We start from the raw sequence: 15386 nt of genomic DNA on the forward strand, positions 1-15386 counted from the left end.
TCTCAGAGGGTGGCGGGGGAGGGGGCGGCGGCCTTGGCGCGCAGCATGCGGCTCAGGGTCAGCGCGGGGTCGGTGATGACGACCGGACCGAGGGCCGCGTCCACGCGGAGCAGCAGCTCGGGGTCGAGGACCGCCTCGGTGGCCGCCAGGTTGCGGGCGATCTGCTCGGGCGCCGAGGCGCCGATGACGGCCGTGGCGACCTGCGCGTTGCGCAGCACCCAGGCCAGCGCGAGCTGGGCCGTCGTCAGACCGGTCTCCTCGGCCAGCTCGCCGACGCGGGCGACGGCCGTAAGGACCTCGTCCGACAGGAAGCGGTAGCGCTGGATCGAGACGTCACCGCCCTTGGCGGCCACCGCCCGCGACCCGGCGGGCGCCTGAAGGCCCGGCTTGTACTTTCCGGTCAGTACGCCCCCGGCCAGCGGCGACCACACCATCTGCCCGATGCCCAGCGGCGCGCAGGCCGGCATGACCTCGGCCTCGATGACCCGCCACAGCATCGAGTACTGCGGCTGGTTGGAGACCAGGGAGATGCCCAGCTCACGGGCGAGGGCGGCGGCCCGCTCGATCTCGTCGGCGGCCCACTCCGAGACGCCGACATGGCGGATCTTGCCGGCGGCGACGGCGTCCGCGAAGGCGCCCATCGTCTCTTCGAGCGGCGTCGAGTCGTCGTACAGATGCGCCTGGTACAGGTCGATGTGGCCGGTGCCGAGCCGGCGCAGCGAGGCGTCGAGGGAGGCGGCGATCCGGGTGCGCGACAGCGCGCCGGGGCCGGGCCCGCCGCCCCTGCCGACCTTGGTGCAGATCACGACGGTGTCCCGGTCGACGCCCGCGAGGGCCCGGCCGAGGTGCTCCTCGGCCCGGCCCTCGGCATACGCGTCCGCGGTGTCGAACGTGGTGATGCCCGCGTCCAGGGCGGCCCGCACACAGGCGGCGGCGGTGTGGTCGTCCAACTGGTTGCCCGCGGTCAGCGAGTTGCCGAACGCGACCCGGCTGACCACCGGCCCCGAGACGCCGAGACGGCGGTACTCCATGGTGAATCCCTTCTGTTTCCGGTCGGCTCCCGCCCTCGGGCCCTCAGGCCCCGGCGGGCGCCAACTCGGCGCGGTCGCCCGCGACATGGGTGGCGGGCACGGTGCGCACCTCGGCGAGGGCGGCGAGCGCCGCGTACTGCGGAAGGCCGGTCGCCGCGAGCGCGGCCTCCGCGTCGCGCCAGCGGCTCAGCGCGGTGAACCCGCCGGGCCGGGCGAAGAGCGACTTGGCGAGGTCGGCGGCGATGAAACCGTCGAGCTCCGCGGCGGCCCGCGCATGGGCCTGGTAGGCGCCGACGAAGGCCTCGGTGGCGTCGCCCTCGACGGTGAAGGAGTCCACGAACAGCACATCATCGGGCTCGCCCGGGGCGCCGTCGAAGCGGGCGATCCCCATCGAGGGGTCCGCCTCCACGGCGACGATCCTGTGGAACTCCTCGGCGTGGCTCTGAAACGTGGCGCTCGCCAGCACCCGCTGGAAGTCCTCGGGCCGCTCCCACCAGCCGAGGTTGACATACACCTCGGGACGGTCAACCGAGCGGACCGCCTGGTGGGCGACGAAGCCGGGCTGTGCGCGCATCCACTCCACATGGGCGAGGAAGCGTGCCTCGAACTCCTCGGCGCCGCCCGGGTCGAGCAGGGTGAACGTGTTGATGACGGTGAAGGACATGCGGTGCCTCTCCGGCTCAGCCCGCGACGGGCAGACGACTGGTCAACTGCGCGGCCAAAACCCAGCGTTGGATCTTTCCGTTGCCCGAACGCGGGATCGCGTCGAGCGTCATGGCGTCCGCTACGTGCTGGTAGTACGGCAGGGCGTCATTGGCGCGCGCCACGACGTCCGCGAGGGCGTCGGTGTGGCCGCTCGCCAGCACCACCAGGGCGCCCGCGACCGCGCCGTGCTCGGCATCGGCGAGCTCGACCACGACGACATCGGCGACCCGCTCGTCCTGGCGCAGCACGCGCTCCACGTCCGAGGGGGCGACCAGGAAGTTGTCGCACTTGAAGACGTCCTTGAGACGGTCCACCAGGAACAGGCGGCCGTCCTCGTCGATCCGGCCGACATCGCCGGTGTTCAGCCAGCCGCCCGGTTCCAGGCCGGTGCCGTCGGGTCCGCCGGCGTAGCCCTGCATCACCTGCGGGCCGCGCAGCTGCACCTCGCCGACACCGCCCGGCGCGAGCACCGCGCGCGAGTCGAGGTGGACGACCCGGCACTCGGTCCCGGCGACCGGGGTGCCGACCGAGCCGTGCACCGGCCGGTCGGGATCGTCGCTGTGGGTCAGCGGGGAGGTCTCGGCGAGCCCGTACCCCTGGAAGACCGGCACGCCGAACCGCTTGGAGAGCCGGCGCGCGGCCGGCACCGGAAGGCCCGAGCCGCCCGAGGCGATCCGCTTGACCGAGGTCATCGACACCGAGTCCAGATCCGGGTCGGCCGCGAGGCGCGCAAGGCGCACGGGCAGGCTGTACAGGATGGTGGCCCGGTGCCGGTTGGCGGTCATCAAGGCGGCGTACGGCTCGGGCGAGGCGCACAGCACCTGCGTGGCGCCGGCCGCGATCGCCGAGTTGAGATGCATCGGGTGGTAGGTCGGCAGATGGTTGAGGCTGACCGTGTGCCCGTCCAGGCGGTGTGCCTGGGCGATCTGCGCCGCGTTCACCGTCACATTGCGGTGGCTGAGCCGAACCGCCTTGGGACGCCCGGTGGTTCCGCTGGTGAACTGGAGCGCCGCGGTGTCCTGGGGCCCCTTGCCGTGGGCGGTGAGCGGCGCGTCGGTGGCGAGCAGGTCGAGGCCGTCCGTGCCGGCGCCGATCAGTACGACGTCGCGCAGCGCGGGCAGCCGGTCGCGGACCTTCTCCAGACGCGCGTTCAGGGCCGGGTCGAGCAGGACCACCCGGGCCCCGCCGAGACCGAGCACATGCAGCAGATCGTCCTCGCGCAGCAGCGGATTGACCACGGCGACGGTGTGCCCGGCCCGCACCGCCGCGTAGTACGCGACCGCCACGTCCGGGTGCAGCACGGTACCGACCGCCACCACCGACGGCTCGGGCGCCAGCGCCTGGAGCCCGGCGGCCACGGCCGTCACGCGCGCGTCGAAGGTGGCGTAGTCCATCGTGAAGTCGTCGGTGACGACGGCGGGCCGCGCGGGGTGCGCGGCGGCGGCCCGGGAGAGCAGCTGATCCAGCCGGTCCGGCACCTCGGGCAGCGTGTCAGCCACGGAGCGCCTCCGCGTAAGTGCGGGCCAGTTTCAGGGTGTTGGTGGAGTTGGTGGAGAGCGCGCGGTGCACATAGGCGCGGGCGTCGGCGACGGTCTTGCCCTCGCCCAGGTACTTCTCGATGGTGTCGGTGCGCAGCGCGACCGAGTGCCGGGAGGTGACGTCGACGCCGCCCTCGACCTCGACGATCGTCCAGCGGCCGGTGTGCGCGGTCATCAGACCCGGCACGGTGGTCTGCTTGTAGACGATGCGGTCCGGCGCGAACACGACCCGGATCGACTCGGTGGTGTGCACCGAACCGTCGGCCGTGCTGGTGTCCATCGCCATGACCTGCACACCGGGCTCGTCCTCGGTCAGATCGAGCCGCGCCACGTGCGGCAGCCGCTCGGGCCACAGGTCGGCCCGGTTCAGGAAGTCGAACACGTCGGCAGCGTCGGCCTTCATGTGCACGGTGTCGTCGAAGGTGAAGACCAGCTCGTCCAACTGGGCGTGCCGCTCGGCGAGTTCCTTGATGTTGTTCAGCTCGGCCGCGCTGTTGCGGTCCACCGCCTCGTTGATCCACGCCACCGAGTCCGGGGCGTCGTCGAGGGCCTCGAAGTCGTGGTGGAGTTCGAGCAGCGAGGTCTCGCCGTCCACGGGGGAGACCACCCAGGCGCCGCCCATGCCCGCCACCGGCGGCGTCGAGACCTCCTGGCGGAAGTCGATCCGCAGGCGCTCCGGGTCGAAGGTGCGGCGCGAGACCCAGTTCTTGACGGCGCCGTTGGCGGTCGCCCAGATGTGGATGCGCTCCGCGCGGTCGTCCTGCTCCAGGTGCTCGACGTGCACATTGGGGCCGAAGTACAGCGGCCACTTGGTGACATCGGCGACGATGCCGTACACGACCTCGGCGGGGGCGGCGACGGCGACGCTGTGGAGGGTGTGGTGCTTCGTTCCGGTCACGGACACGGGAAATTCCTTCTCTGATCGGGGAGTTCGGGCGGCGGCTAGAAGTTGCCGAGGCCGCCGCAGACGTTCAGGGCCTGTGCGGTGATGGACGCGGCGGTGTCGGTGGCCAGATAGCCGACCAGGCCGGCCACCTCCTCGGGGGTCGAGTAGCGCCCCAGCGGGATCTTCGAGGTGAACTTGGCGAGGATGGCGTCCTCGGAGGTGTCGTACGCCTCGGCGTAGCCCTGCCGCACGCGCTGCGCCATCGGCGTCTCGACGTAACCCGGGCACACCGCGTTCACGGTGATCCCGGTCGGGGCGAGCTCGTTGCCGAGCGCCTTGGTGAAGCCGACCACGCCGTGCTTGGACGCCGAGTAGGGGGCGCCGAGCACCACACCCTGCTTGCCGGCGGTGGAGGCGATGTTGATGATCCGGCCCCAGCCGCGCTCCCGCATCCCACCGGCGTTCAGGACCTCGCGGGTGACCCGGAAGACGGAGTTGAGGTTGGTGTCGATCACGTCGTCCCACACCTCGTCCGACACGTCGGCGGTCACCCCGCCACCGCTGCGGCCGGCGTTGTTGACGACGACGTCCACGCGGCCGTACGCCGTGACGGCGGCGGCCACGAGCTCCTTGACGGAGTCGGGGCTGCGGACGTCGGCGGTCGCGCCCGACACCTCAAGGCCCTCCTCACGGAGCTCCTTCACGGTGAGCTCGACGGACTCGGCACTGCGCGCGCAGATGAACACCGCGAGTCCGGCCGCCCCCAGCGCCCGCGCCGACGCCAGACCGATCCCGCTGGTCGCCCCGGTGATGAGCGCGACCCGGCGCTCGCTGGTGACCTTGGGCTGAGTCATACGAATCTCCTCGGATGAGTTGGTGTACGCGGCCCAACGTGCGCCGGGGCACTCGAACGGGTATCGAGCCGGGCTGGAACCCGGGGCGCCGGGTTTGGCCCCCACCAGGGCCCCAGTGCGGGTCGAGCGGCGGGCCCAATGCTCAAGGGGCAGGAAGATCCAGGAGGAGAGGACCCCCATGAGCGTCACCGAGCTGCCGCAGGCGACCACCGCCGGGCTGTACACGGAGATCCAGCAGTTCTACGCGCAGCAGATGCACCTGCTCGACGACGGCCGGGTCGAGGAGTGGGCCCACACCTTCACCACCGACGGCGTGTTCGCCGCCAACGCGCAGCCGGTGCCGGCGGTCGGCCGCGAGGCCATCACCGCGGCCGCGGCCGCCGCGACCGCGGCGTACGCCGAGGCGGGCGTCCAGCGTCGCCACTGGCTGGGCATGGTCTCGGTCGAGGGCGTCGACGGCGACGTCGTGACCGCGCGCTGCTACGCGCTGGTCATCGAGACGGCGCGGGGTGGGCGGCCGGAGATCAAGGCGAGCACGTTGTGTGTGGACCGGGTGGTGCGGGTGGGTGGGTCCTGGCAGATCCAGGACCGCCAGATCACCCGCGACGACCTGATCTGACCCCCGCGCGGGGCCACCCCCGGCCCCCAGCGCCGGGCCACCCCCGGACCCCGGAACCCTGGTGCCGGGGCCACCCCGGACCCCCAGTGCCGGGGCCACCCCGGACCCCCGGCGCCGGGGTCGCCCCCGGGCCCCAATGCCGGGGTCTGCCCCGGGCCCCCCGTGCCGGGGTTTGTCGCCCCCTGCCCCGGGGTCTGCCCCCGGACCCCCGAGACGAGTGCCCGCACGCGAATCCCCCGGCGTGCGGGCACTTTCGCGTGCGCGGCGACCCCTACCCCGGGCACAGCCCAGGCCCACCTTTTGCGCAGTTCCCCGCGCCCCTGAAAACTCGCTTTCGTCCGCAGACCGTGCGTGGCTGGTCGCGCAGTTCCCCGCGCCCCTAAACCCTCTCGATCCTGCGGACCGTGCCCGCTTCTCGCGCAGTTCCCCGCGCCCCTAAAAGCCCTTCGGTCTGCGGGCCGGGTCGCGCCCCCAAACCCGTTTTCGGCTGCGGGTCGTGGGTGGCTGGTCGCGCAGTTCCCCGCGCCCCTTAACTACTCGGTGCCGGCCAGCACCTCAGCCTGTCATGGGGGTCCCCCCTGGCCCTTAAGGCCTTGGGGGAGATTGAGGACGAGCGCCCTTAAGGCGCGAACGGGGTCTGGGGCGGAGCCCCAGGGGCCCGGAACCATCCAACCCTGCGCCTACGGGTGGGTGGGTGGGCAACCCGGGGACGACGGCGGCTGCCGCACGCCCGTTGGGGGTGCGGCAGCCGAGGGGGGCCCGGGGTCCCGGGAGGAGTTACGCCGCCGCCGTCGCAGACGACAGGCACTCGTTGATGAACGACAGCAACACCCGAGGCGTGGACGCCTCCGCAACCGTGTCGTCGGACAGCTGGATCCGATAGTCCCGCTCGATGACCCCCGTCACCTGAAGGATCGCCAGCGAGTCGTACCCGAGGTCGTCGAACGGCACGTCCAGGACGTCCCCGTCCAGGTCGATCCCCTCGCCGACACCCGCGCACTCACGCAGCAACGTGGTCAGTTCCTTGAGATTCATGAAGCTCGCCTCTCTCGTTCCTCAACAGACATACAGGGAAGGTCAGTTCGCCGCGGTCACGACGGCCGCCGCGTTGAACCCGCCGGTCCCGCGCGCCAGGACGAGCGCGGTACGGACCGCCCCGCGCCGGGCCTCGGTGACCAGGTCGAGCGCGTCGGCCGCGACCGGCGAGGTGACGTTGACGGTCGGCGGGATCACCGCGTCCCGGATGGAGAGCAGCGCCGCCGCGAGGTCCAGCGAGGCGCCGCCGGCCGACAGCCGGCCCGTCATGGTCTTGGGGGCCGTCACCGGCACACCGCGGGGCCCGAAGAGGGCGCTGAGCGCGGCCTCCTCCTGGCGGTCGAGCTCGGGCACCCCGGACGCGTCGGCGAAGACGACGTCCACGTCGGACGCGCTCAACCCGGCTTCCGCGAGGGCGAGTTCGGCCGCCCGGCGCAGACCCGGCTCGCCGCCCCGGCCCGGTGCCGGGTCGAACGTCGCGGCGTACCCCGAGAGCTGCCCGTAGATCCGGGCGCCACGCTCGCGGGCCGCCTCGGCGTCCTCCAGGACGAGGATCGCCCCGCCCTCCCCGGCGACGTAACCGCTGGCCTCGCGGTCGAAGGGCAGGAACGCACGCGCCGGGTCGGCGACCGGGCTCATCCGGCCGCCGGCGAGCTGCGCGGTCCAGCCCCAGGGGCAGACCGCGCCGTCGACGCCGCCGGTGACGATGAGCTTGCTGCCCTTGCGCAGCTGACGCCGGGCCTGGGCGACCGCGTCGAGCCCGCCGGCCTGCTCGGTGACGAGCACCCCGCTGGGTCCGCGCAGCCCGTGCCGGATGGAGATCTGGCCGGTGTTGACGGCGTAGAACCAGGCGTACGACTGGTACGCGGAGACGTACTGGCCGCCCTTGCTCCACAGCGCCTGGAGCTCGCGCTGGCCGAACTCGAAGCCGCCCGCGGAGGCCGCGGTGACCGCGCCCGCCGAGTAGGGCGGCATCTCGGCGACGTCCGCGCCGGAGTCCTCCAGGGCCTCCTTGGCGGCGGTCAGGGCGAGCCGGGTCATGTGGTCGGTCTGCGGCAGCAGCCGGCTGGGAATGTGCTCGGCGGCGTCGAAGCCGGGCACCTCGCCCGCCAGCGTCGCCGGATAGCCGGAGGCGTCGAAGCGGGAGACCGGGCGGATGCCGCTCTCGCCGGCCACCGTCGCCTCCCACCAGGCCTGGGTGCCGAGCCCGTTGGGCGCGGTGACGCCGATCCCGGTGAACACCGCGGTGGCGGAGCGCACCGCCGTACGTTCGAGCAGCTCGCTCGTCATGCCGTCTTCCTCCGCTCGGGCTTGGTGAGCACGATCGCGCTCTGGAATCCGCCGAAGCCGCTGCCGACGCTCAGCACCGTGTTGATGTCGCGCTCGCGGGCGTGGATCGGTGTGTAGTCGAGGTCGCACTTGGGGTCGGCCTCGTGCAGATTCGCGGTCGGCGGCACCATGCCGTACTCGATGGCCAGCGCGGACGCGGCGACCTCCAGGGAGCCGATGGCGCCGAGCGAGTGCCCGATCATCGACTTGATGGACGAGACGGGCGTGTTGTACGCGTGGTCGCCGAGGCTCTTCTTGAACGCGGCCGTCTCGTGCCGGTCGTTCTGGAGCGTGCCCGAGCCGTGCGCGTTGATGTAGTCGATGTCGGTGCCGGGGATGCCGGCCTCTTCGAGGGCGGCGCCGATGGCCTCGGCCATCTCCGCCCCGTCGGCCCGAAGCCCCGTCATGTTGTACGCGTTGGAGCGCGAGGCGAACCCGGCGACCTCGGCGTAGATGTGCGCGCCGCGCGCCACGGCCTGCTCGTACTCCTCCAGGACGAACACCGCGCTGCCCTCGCCGAGGACGAAGCCGTTGCGCGACTTGTCGAAGGGGCGCGAGGCCGTCTCCGGCTCGTCGTTGCGGTTGGAGGTGGCCTTGATGGCGTCGAAGCAGGCGACCGAGATCGGCGAGATCGGCGCCTCGGTGGCCCCGGCGATCATGACGTCGGCGCTGCCCTCGCGGATCAGCTCGACGGCGTGGCCGACCGAGTCCAGGCCCGAGGTGCAGCCGGTGGAGACCACGGCCGTGGGGCCCTGCGCGCCGAACTCCCAGGCCACCTCGGCCGCGAACGAGCTGGGCACGAAGTAGTCGTAGAGGTGCGGCACGGCCCGCTCGTGGTCGACGAGCCACTCGGCGCCGTTGTTGCTGACCGCCGCGTACTCGTAGTCGAGCCCGGTGGTCGCGCCGACCGCGCTGCCGATGGTGACGCCGGTACGGAACGGGTCGATGCCCGCCATGTCGAGACCGCTGTCGGTGACCGCCTCACGGGCGCCGACCAGGGCGAACTGGGCGGCCCTGTCGAGGCGTCCGGCCTGCTCCTCGGTCAGCCCCTGGGCTAGGGGATCGAAGTCCACTTCGGCGGCGATCTTCGACCGGAAGGCCGAGGCGTCGAAGAGGGTCACGGCCCTGGTCGCGGTGCGTCCCGCGGTCAGCAGGGACCAGTACTCCTTGGTGCCGACGCCCCCGGGGGCGACCACACCGATTCCGGTGATGACTACGCGTCGGCTCACCTGTCCCCCTCGTGGGTCTTGGCCTGGGGGTGCGCCCCGGGAATGTGCAGCACGGCTGCGTCACCTCTCTGATAGGTCCGCTGTGAGATCCGCTGGTGGAAGGAGTCTGGTCCCGTCCTCTTGACGCCTGCTCGACTCGCCGCCGTACTCCCCCTGGAGCGACTGGCGCAGTTCGAGGGCCACCTCGCGCAGCAGCTCGGGAACCCCGCTCTCGCGGACGAAGAAGTGGCCGCCGGGCAGCGTCTGGAGCTGGAAGCGGGTCACCGAGTAGTCGGCCCACTCGGCCATCTCCCACAGCGGCGCGATCGGGTCGTCCCGCCCGGCCAGCGCGGTCAGCGGGGTGCCCACCGCCATGTCGGCGTTGACCTGGCAGAGCGCCTCGCCCAGTCGGAGGTCGTCCCGGAGCGCCGGGATCACCTGGCGCTGCCACAGCGACCGGTCGCGTCCGGCCGCCGCGGGCGGCGCGGCCTCCAAGTCGACCAGGAGGTCGATGAGTTCGTGGTCGGGAAGGCGCGCCCCGCGCAGCAGCGTGTTGCGCAGATGCGGCGGCGGTACGGCGCCGATCACCAGGCGGGCCGGCGGCAGCAGGCCGTCGTCCTCCAGGGTCCGGGTCAGCGCGTGCGCGACCAGACCGCCGAGGCTGTGCCCGTACAGGAGGTAGGGCCGGTCGAGCAGCGGGGTGATCAACTCCCGTAGTTCATCCATGAGTTCGGTGGCGTCGGTGATCCGGGCCTCCTTGGCGCGGGGCCCGCGCCCGGGAAGCAGTACCGGCACCACCTCGGCCGTGTCGCCGAGGATCTTCTGCCACTTGGCGAACGAGGAGATCCCGGCGCCCGCGTGGTGGAAGCAGAACAGCCACGGCGTCACGGTGTCGGTGCGCGGGGCGCTCTCGGTTCTCATTCGTCGATCAGGGCGACGGCCCGGGTCCAGCCCGCCCCCGCTCCGGTGATCTTCACGGGGAAGCAGGACACCCGGAAGCCGTGCGTGGGCAGGGTGTCCAGGTGCGCGAGCCGCTCGACCTGGCAGTACTCGCGGCGCCGCCCGGCGAAGTGCGCGGGCCACAGCACCGAGCGGTCGCCGGTCTCCTGGAAGGTGCGGATCATGTGCCCGAACGGCGCGTCCAGGCTCCAGGCGTCGGTGCCGATGACGCGGACGCCGAGGTCGAGCAGGAAGTCGGTGGCCGGCCCGTCGAGCCCGGCGAAATCGGTGAAGTACCGCGAAGTGCCCGCGTGTTGTGAAGCCCCGGTGTGCAGCATGACGATGTCGAGCGGCTGCGGGGTGTACCCGATCTCGGCGATCTGCTTCTCGATGCGCTCGACGCCGATGGCGCCGACGCCGACGTCGCTCACGTCCAGCACCACGGCCGGGCGCAGGAACCAGTCCAGCGGCATCTCGTCGATGTTCCGGGGCCGCCCGTAGTCACCGACCGAGCCGTAGTGCGAGGGCGCGTCCACATGGGTGCCGGTGTGGCTGGTCAGGGTGAGCGTGTCCAGGGAGAGCAGCTCGCCCCCGGGCAGGTCGGCCGGGTCGAAGTCGAGCCCGAAGTGCTCCTTCATCTCCGCCGCCATGTGGGCGGCGCCCTCGGCCGGCGTCATGATCTCGTGGACGATCGGGTCCGGCTCCCAGCCGGCCGCGTCCACGGGCGACGACAGATCGATGACTCGCAAGGTAACCCCCAGTGTCGTTGGCGACGTTCGGGGGGCACTGTGCGTCCGCCTCCTAGAGGCGGGATCGAGCCACGCACGCGTCGGACCCCGCCCTGTGGGGGGAGAGGGCGGGGTCCGGACGCGTTGCTGCCGGGCGGTCGGGCCGCCCGTGCGCCGCTCAGGCGGCGAAGAGGTCGAGCACGGGACGGCGGCGGGCCAGGTGCGAGTCCAGCGCCGGGTCACCGGCGAGCACCGCGCGGTGCAGGTGCTGGAGGCGCGCCGAGGGGTCGAGCCCCAGCTCGTCGGCGAGCCCGCGCCGCAGGTTCTGGAACACGTCCAGCGCCTGCCACTGCCGGCCCGAACGGTACAGCGCCACCATGCACTGGGCGTGCAGGCCCTCGTGCAAGGGGTGACGGGCCGTCAGGGACGTGAGTTCCGCGAGCAGTTGCATGTGGCGACCGAGTCTCAGGTCGGAGTCGATCCGCTGCTCCAGGACGCCGAGCCGGCTCTCCTCGAGACGGACGAGCTCGATCTCCAGGAGCGGGCCGAGGCGCACATCCACCAGGGCGGGACCGCGCCACATGGCGAGCGCGTCACGGTAGAGCGCGGCGGCGCTCTCGTCGTCACCGCGCTCGGCGGCGCCGCGCCCGGTCGCCACCAGGCGGTCGTACTCGTGCACGTCCACCGAGCCCGGCGTCACCTCCAGGAGGTAGCCACCGTGCCGGGTGGCGAGCACCTCACGTGCGGTGTAGGGGCTGTCCGGGCCGAGCGCTCCCGCGATCAGCCGGCGCAGCTGGAGGATGTACGTCTGCAACGTGGTCAGCGCGCTGCGGGGCATGTCGGCGCCCCAGATCTCCTCCATCAGCGTCGGCACCGGCATGACCTGGTTGGCGTACACGGACAGCAACGCCAGTATCTGCCGGGGCTTGCCGGCGCTCGGGACGACCGACGTGCCGCCCGATTCGGCCATGAGCGGACCGAGAACCTTGATCTCCATGGGATTCCTCCGGGGTCGGATCTGCCGGATGACCCGATGGTTTTCGGACCCGGCTCCAAGCACCCTCAAAAGCTGTCACCCGGCCCCGACTTGGGGCAGTGCCGGGCTCCTGAACCCGGCATGTGAGTGTCCTGGGGACGGGTATGAAAGTTTCATGTGCATCCCGTGACCGCGGCACTGGGGCGGATTCGGCCGACCCGGCAGAGTTCTGGACGTCAGCCCGACCAGGAGTCGAGAGCCGACGGCTAGGGGGCGAGGCCGCCCCCGAGCCTCCACCAGTTGTCTGCCAGGGGGAAGATCCACATGAACGCGAACCTCAGCCTTGTCGTGACCGTCGGGGACGACCTTGTGATCGAGGAGTTCGGCCGGCACTGCGCCATGAGCCAGCTTCCCCGGGGCACCTGGGGTTCGGGTGTGGCTCAGATCCCGGCCGCCGTCGCCGCCGAGACCGCACGGCACACCGCCTGATGGGGGCCGTCCAGACCGCCGCCCCGCTGCTGGGGTTCAAGCCGCACCTGCGGGTCGAGCAGGTGCCCGGCGAAGCGGTGTACCTGATCTCCGACCAGCGGGTCACCGCACTGCACGGTGAGCAGATCGCCCGGCTCGCCCCCTTCCTCGACGGCACCCGCCCCCTGGAGCGCATAGCCCAGGACACCGCGGACGCGCTCCCTTCCGGGCAGGCCGCCCGGCTTGTGTCACGGTTGACCGGCGCCGGGCTGCTCTGCGGCCGCGAGCGCCAGGCGTCACCGCGGGAGACGGCCGAGCAGGCGTACTGGGAAGCGGCAGGACTGGACGGAAACAGCGCGGCGAACGACCTGGCCAACGGCACGGTCCGCGTCGTGTCGGTGGGCGGCACGGACGCGGACGAGCTGTCCAGGGTTCTGACCGCTGCGGGACTCGCCACCACCGAGGGGCCCGCCGACCTCGTACTGGTCCTGTGCGACGACTACCTTGACCCCGAACTGGCCGTCCTGGACGCCGAGTTGCGCGAGGCGAAGCGCCGTTGGCTGCCCGTGAAGGCCACCGGCACCGACCTGTGGGTCGGTCCCTTCTTCGGGGACCCGGACGGCCCCTGCTGGACCTGTCTGGCCGAACGCCTGTGGCGCAGCCGCCCGGTGGAGGCCCATGTCCAGCGCATGCTGGGCCGCTCGGGCCCGGTGCCCCGGCCCTCCTGCACGCTGCCGGCGGCCCGGCTCGCCGCCCTGCAACTGGCGGGTCTCGAAGCCGCCAAGTGGCTGGCCGGATACCGGGACGCCGGCCAGCAGGCCCTGCGCACGCTCGACGGTCTGACCCTCGCGGGGGAACTGCACCCGGTCGTGCGCCGCCCGCAGTGCCCGAGCTGCGGCGAGCCCGCGATGATCACCGCTCAGGTGAAGGCACCCGTCGTACTGCGCTCCCGAATCAAGCGGGACACCGGCGGCAACGGCCACCGCAGCCTCACACCCCAGCAACTCCTCGACCGCTACGGCCACTTGGTGGACCCGGTGACCGGCCTGGTGCGCGGCATCGTGCGCAACGCATGCGGACCCGAATTCTTCAACTCCTTCTCCGCCGGCCTCAACCCCGCCGCCGGCACGCAGGGCCTTGGCGCGATACGCGGCGGGCTGCGGGCGTCCTGCGGGGGCAAAGGCGCCACCGAGATCCAAGCCAGGGTCAGCGCGCTCGCCGAGTCCCTGGAGCGCCACTCCGGCCACTACGAAGGCGGTGAGTCCACGGTCCGCGGCAGCTACCGCGACCTGGCCGCGGAGGCCATCCACCCCGACACCGTGCAGCTCTACGACGAGCGGCAGTACACCGCCCGCGCCGAATGGAACGAGCGACACGGGCCCTTCCAACACGTCGCCGACCCCTTCGAAGAGGAGAGACCCACCGACTGGACCCCGCTGTGGTCGGTGACCGAGCAGCGCCACAAGCTGCTTCCGACCGCACTGCTCTACTACGGGGTGCCCCAGCCGTCCGGCGCCTTCTCCTGCCTGGCCACCTCCAACGGCACCGCCGCCGGGGGAACGGTGGAGGACGCCGTGCTCCAGGGCTTCCTAGAACTCGTCGAGCGCGACGCGCTGGCCCTGTGGTGGTACAACCGCACCCGCCAGCCCGCCGTGGACCTGGACGCCTTCGACGACCCGTGGATCGCTGAACTGCGGCGCGTCCACGCCTCGTTGGGGCGTGAGGTGTGGGTCCTCGACCTCACCGCCGACCTCGGCATCCCCGTCATGGCGGCGCTTTCGAGGATTGTCGACGCCGGATCCGGGCAGCGGCAGGACATCATGTTCGGCTTCGGCGCCCACTTCGACCCCGCGATCGCCCTGCGCCGCGCCCTGACCGAGCTGAACCAGATGATGCCGCATGTGGTGGCCCCCGACGGCAGCGTCTCCCGGGCGGTGGCCGAGGACCCGGATGTCAACGAGTGGCTGCGTACGGCGACGGTGGAGGCGAATCCGTACCTGCTGCCCGCCGACTGCGCCCCGACCGGTCCCCACACGCACCCCTACACTCCCCACGACGACCTGCGCGAGGACATCGAAACGGTCGTAGGGCTGTTGCGCGGCAAGGGGATGGAACTCCTCGTACTCGACCAGACGCGGCCCGACGTCGGGCTGCCGGTGGTCAAGGTGGTGGTGCCCGGACTCAGACCGCACTGGGCCCGCTTCGCCCCCGGACGCCTCTTCGACGTCCCGGTACAGCTCGGCAGAGTGCCCGCGCCGACCCCGTACGAAGACCTCAACCCGGTCCCGCTCTTCCTCTGAACCCGCCCCACGCACACGAACCACACCTGCCGGTGGAAGGACCCCCTCTCATGCGTATCGACCGCCTCGCGGCCCGTGAACTCGGTGAGTTCTGGTCGCTGCGCGAGGACGTCACGGTGCTGTTCGGCCAGAGCACCGTGCTGCGCACGCCGTGGGGGGAGCTGCGCCTGGAGCGCCCGGGAGCGCTGCTGCGCGAGGCGCTGCACCGGATGCAGCTCGGCCCGGTGTCCCTCGCCAATGTGGTGCCGGGCTTTCCCGGCTACGACGTGCCCGAGGACGAGTGGAACGACGCCTCGCGGGAACTCCTCGGCGCGCTCGCGCCGCTCCAGCACCTGATCGTGCGCCACATCGCGATCGGGGCGTCGCCGGTTCTGAGCGTGGTCCCGCTCTCACCGCGGGCCACCTTCCGCCCTCCGCCCATCGCCCCCGGGGGCGAGTTCCGGGTGCCCGAGGACGTGGTGCTGCGCAGGGCCGGGGGCGACCCCGTGCTCGCGCACGAGGGCTGTGCCCATCGCATCGAGCTGCACGGCCCGGACGCGCCCCGGCTGCTGGTCCACCTCCAGGAGGGGACCGGCGATTTCCGGTCACCGCTCGACGTTCCGCTGCCGCAGGCCGTCGTGCGGGCGGCCCGTGCCTACGCGGTCGCCGCGGGGATGCTCTGCACGGCCGATCTCAAGGGCGCGGCCCGGCTGTAGAAACCGGGCGAGCACTACAGGTCCGGCCATCGGAGTGCCTATGATCCGGTCCGGAGACGTGCTTCTGACCGGGCA

15 protein-coding genes are annotated in these 15386 nt (G+C 72.1%); 4 read left to right on the top strand and 11 right to left on the bottom strand.

Features of this window, described 5'->3' with window-relative positions; translation table 11 throughout:
- Nucleotides 1–2: 2 nt before the first annotated feature.
- The 5 genes from DWB77_RS25590 to fabG are packed head-to-tail and all read right to left on the bottom strand — an operon-like array spanning nucleotide 3 to nucleotide 5014.
- The gene (locus DWB77_RS25590; protein WP_120723475.1) at nucleotides 3–1031 is read right to left on the bottom strand and encodes an aldo/keto reductase; all 1029 of its coding nucleotides are present in this window, start codon (nucleotides 1029–1031) and stop codon (nucleotides 3–5) included.
- A 43-nt stretch (nucleotides 1032–1074) separates the two neighbouring features.
- Nucleotides 1075–1695, bottom strand: coding sequence for an antibiotic biosynthesis monooxygenase family protein (locus DWB77_RS25595; RefSeq protein ID WP_120723477.1), 621 nt, complete (start codon nucleotides 1693–1695; stop codon nucleotides 1075–1077).
- Between the two features lie 16 nt (nucleotides 1696–1711).
- Complete coding sequence (locus DWB77_RS25600; protein ID WP_120723479.1) at nucleotides 1712–3235, bottom strand: class I adenylate-forming enzyme family protein; 1524 nt, start codon at nucleotides 3233–3235, stop codon at nucleotides 1712–1714.
- The gene (locus DWB77_RS25605) at nucleotides 3228–4178 is read right to left on the bottom strand and encodes an aromatase/cyclase (protein ID WP_120723481.1); all 951 of its coding nucleotides are present in this window, start codon (nucleotides 4176–4178) and stop codon (nucleotides 3228–3230) included. The genes DWB77_RS25600 and DWB77_RS25605 overlap by 8 nt, the downstream gene beginning before the upstream one ends.
- A gap of 38 nt (nucleotides 4179–4216) precedes the next feature.
- On the bottom strand, nucleotides 4217–5014 hold the full coding sequence (gene fabG / locus DWB77_RS25610; RefSeq protein WP_120723483.1) for a 3-oxoacyl-ACP reductase FabG: 798 nt from the start codon (nucleotides 5012–5014) through the stop codon (nucleotides 4217–4219).
- A 178-nt stretch (nucleotides 5015–5192) separates the two neighbouring features.
- On the opposite strand from fabG, the gene DWB77_RS25615 reads away from it, so the two are divergent.
- A complete protein-coding gene (locus DWB77_RS25615) occupies nucleotides 5193–5633 on the top strand; it encodes a nuclear transport factor 2 family protein (protein ID WP_120723485.1) in 441 nt (146 codons plus the stop codon).
- Nucleotides 5634–6410: 777 nt separating this feature from the next.
- Here DWB77_RS25615 and DWB77_RS25620 read toward each other — a convergent pair.
- From DWB77_RS25620 to DWB77_RS25645, 6 genes are all read right to left on the bottom strand, one after another.
- Nucleotides 6411–6668 carry an acyl carrier protein gene (locus DWB77_RS25620; protein ID WP_120723487.1) on the bottom strand — a complete coding sequence of 86 codons (258 nt, stop codon included), beginning with the start codon at nucleotides 6666–6668 and terminating at the stop codon, nucleotides 6411–6413.
- Between the two features lie 42 nt (nucleotides 6669–6710).
- Complete coding sequence (locus tag DWB77_RS25625) at nucleotides 6711–7958, bottom strand: ketosynthase chain-length factor (protein WP_120723489.1); 1248 nt, start codon at nucleotides 7956–7958, stop codon at nucleotides 6711–6713.
- Nucleotides 7955–9226 carry a beta-ketoacyl-[acyl-carrier-protein] synthase family protein gene (locus tag DWB77_RS25630; protein WP_120723490.1) on the bottom strand — a complete coding sequence of 424 codons (1272 nt, stop codon included), beginning with the start codon at nucleotides 9224–9226 and terminating at the stop codon, nucleotides 7955–7957. The genes DWB77_RS25625 and DWB77_RS25630 overlap by 4 nt, the downstream gene beginning before the upstream one ends.
- 60 nt (nucleotides 9227–9286) lie before the next feature.
- Nucleotides 9287–10126: a thioesterase II family protein gene (locus DWB77_RS25635; RefSeq protein WP_120723492.1), complete on the bottom strand. Its 840-nt coding sequence runs from the start codon at nucleotides 10124–10126 to the stop codon at nucleotides 9287–9289.
- Nucleotides 10123–10893: a cyclase family protein gene (locus DWB77_RS25640; protein WP_120723494.1), complete on the bottom strand. Its 771-nt coding sequence runs from the start codon at nucleotides 10891–10893 to the stop codon at nucleotides 10123–10125. The genes DWB77_RS25635 and DWB77_RS25640 overlap by 4 nt, the downstream gene beginning before the upstream one ends.
- 157 nt (nucleotides 10894–11050) lie before the next feature.
- Nucleotides 11051–11869: an AfsR/SARP family transcriptional regulator gene (locus DWB77_RS25645; RefSeq protein WP_120723496.1), complete on the bottom strand. Its 819-nt coding sequence runs from the start codon at nucleotides 11867–11869 to the stop codon at nucleotides 11051–11053.
- Between the two features lie 303 nt (nucleotides 11870–12172).
- On the opposite strand from DWB77_RS25645, the gene DWB77_RS37975 reads away from it, so the two are divergent.
- Genes DWB77_RS37975 through DWB77_RS25655 form a run of 3 tightly spaced genes read left to right on the top strand, consistent with a single transcriptional unit; the run spans nucleotide 12173 to nucleotide 15311 of the window.
- Complete coding sequence (locus DWB77_RS37975) at nucleotides 12173–12337, top strand: hypothetical protein (RefSeq protein ID WP_162952617.1); 165 nt, start codon at nucleotides 12173–12175, stop codon at nucleotides 12335–12337.
- A complete protein-coding gene (locus DWB77_RS25650) occupies nucleotides 12337–14616 on the top strand; it encodes a TOMM precursor leader peptide-binding protein (protein WP_120723498.1) in 2280 nt (759 codons plus the stop codon). The genes DWB77_RS37975 and DWB77_RS25650 overlap by 1 nt, the downstream gene beginning before the upstream one ends.
- Nucleotides 14617–14666: 50 nt before the next feature.
- Complete coding sequence (locus tag DWB77_RS25655; protein WP_120723500.1) at nucleotides 14667–15311, top strand: hypothetical protein; 645 nt, start codon at nucleotides 14667–14669, stop codon at nucleotides 15309–15311.
- Nucleotides 15312–15386 lie beyond the last annotated feature (75 nt).

It is taken from the genome of Streptomyces hundungensis (genome assembly GCF_003627815.1).
GTDB classification, from domain to species: domain Bacteria; phylum Actinomycetota; class Actinomycetes; order Streptomycetales; family Streptomycetaceae; genus Streptomyces; species Streptomyces hundungensis_A.

What these genes read in the sequence shown, in the direction of transcription:
- DWB77_RS25590 (WP_120723475.1), bottom strand. Translation starts at nt 1,031, where the DNA reads ATGGAGTACCGCCGTCTCGGCGTCTCGGGGCCGGTGGTCAGCCGGGTC.
- DWB77_RS25595 (WP_120723477.1), bottom strand. Translation starts at nt 1,695, where the DNA reads ATGTCCTTCACCGTCATCAACACGTTCACCCTGCTCGACCCGGGCGGC.
- fabG (WP_120723483.1), bottom strand. Translation starts at nt 5,014, where the DNA reads ATGACTCAGCCCAAGGTCACCAGCGAGCGCCGGGTCGCGCTCATCACC.
- DWB77_RS25615 (WP_120723485.1), top strand. Translation starts at nt 5,193, where the DNA reads ATGAGCGTCACCGAGCTGCCGCAGGCGACCACCGCCGGGCTGTACACG.
- DWB77_RS25620 (WP_120723487.1), bottom strand. Translation starts at nt 6,668, where the DNA reads ATGAATCTCAAGGAACTGACCACGTTGCTGCGTGAGTGCGCGGGTGTC.
- DWB77_RS25625 (WP_120723489.1), bottom strand. Translation starts at nt 7,958, where the DNA reads ATGACGAGCGAGCTGCTCGAACGTACGGCGGTGCGCTCCGCCACCGCG.
- DWB77_RS25635 (WP_120723492.1), bottom strand. Translation starts at nt 10,126, where the DNA reads ATGAGAACCGAGAGCGCCCCGCGCACCGACACCGTGACGCCGTGGCTG.
- DWB77_RS25645 (WP_120723496.1), bottom strand. Translation starts at nt 11,869, where the DNA reads ATGGAGATCAAGGTTCTCGGTCCGCTCATGGCCGAATCGGGCGGCACG.
- DWB77_RS37975 (WP_162952617.1), top strand. Translation starts at nt 12,173, where the DNA reads ATGAACGCGAACCTCAGCCTTGTCGTGACCGTCGGGGACGACCTTGTG.
- DWB77_RS25650 (WP_120723498.1), top strand. Translation starts at nt 12,337, where the DNA reads ATGGGGGCCGTCCAGACCGCCGCCCCGCTGCTGGGGTTCAAGCCGCAC.
- DWB77_RS25655 (WP_120723500.1), top strand. Translation starts at nt 14,667, where the DNA reads ATGCGTATCGACCGCCTCGCGGCCCGTGAACTCGGTGAGTTCTGGTCG.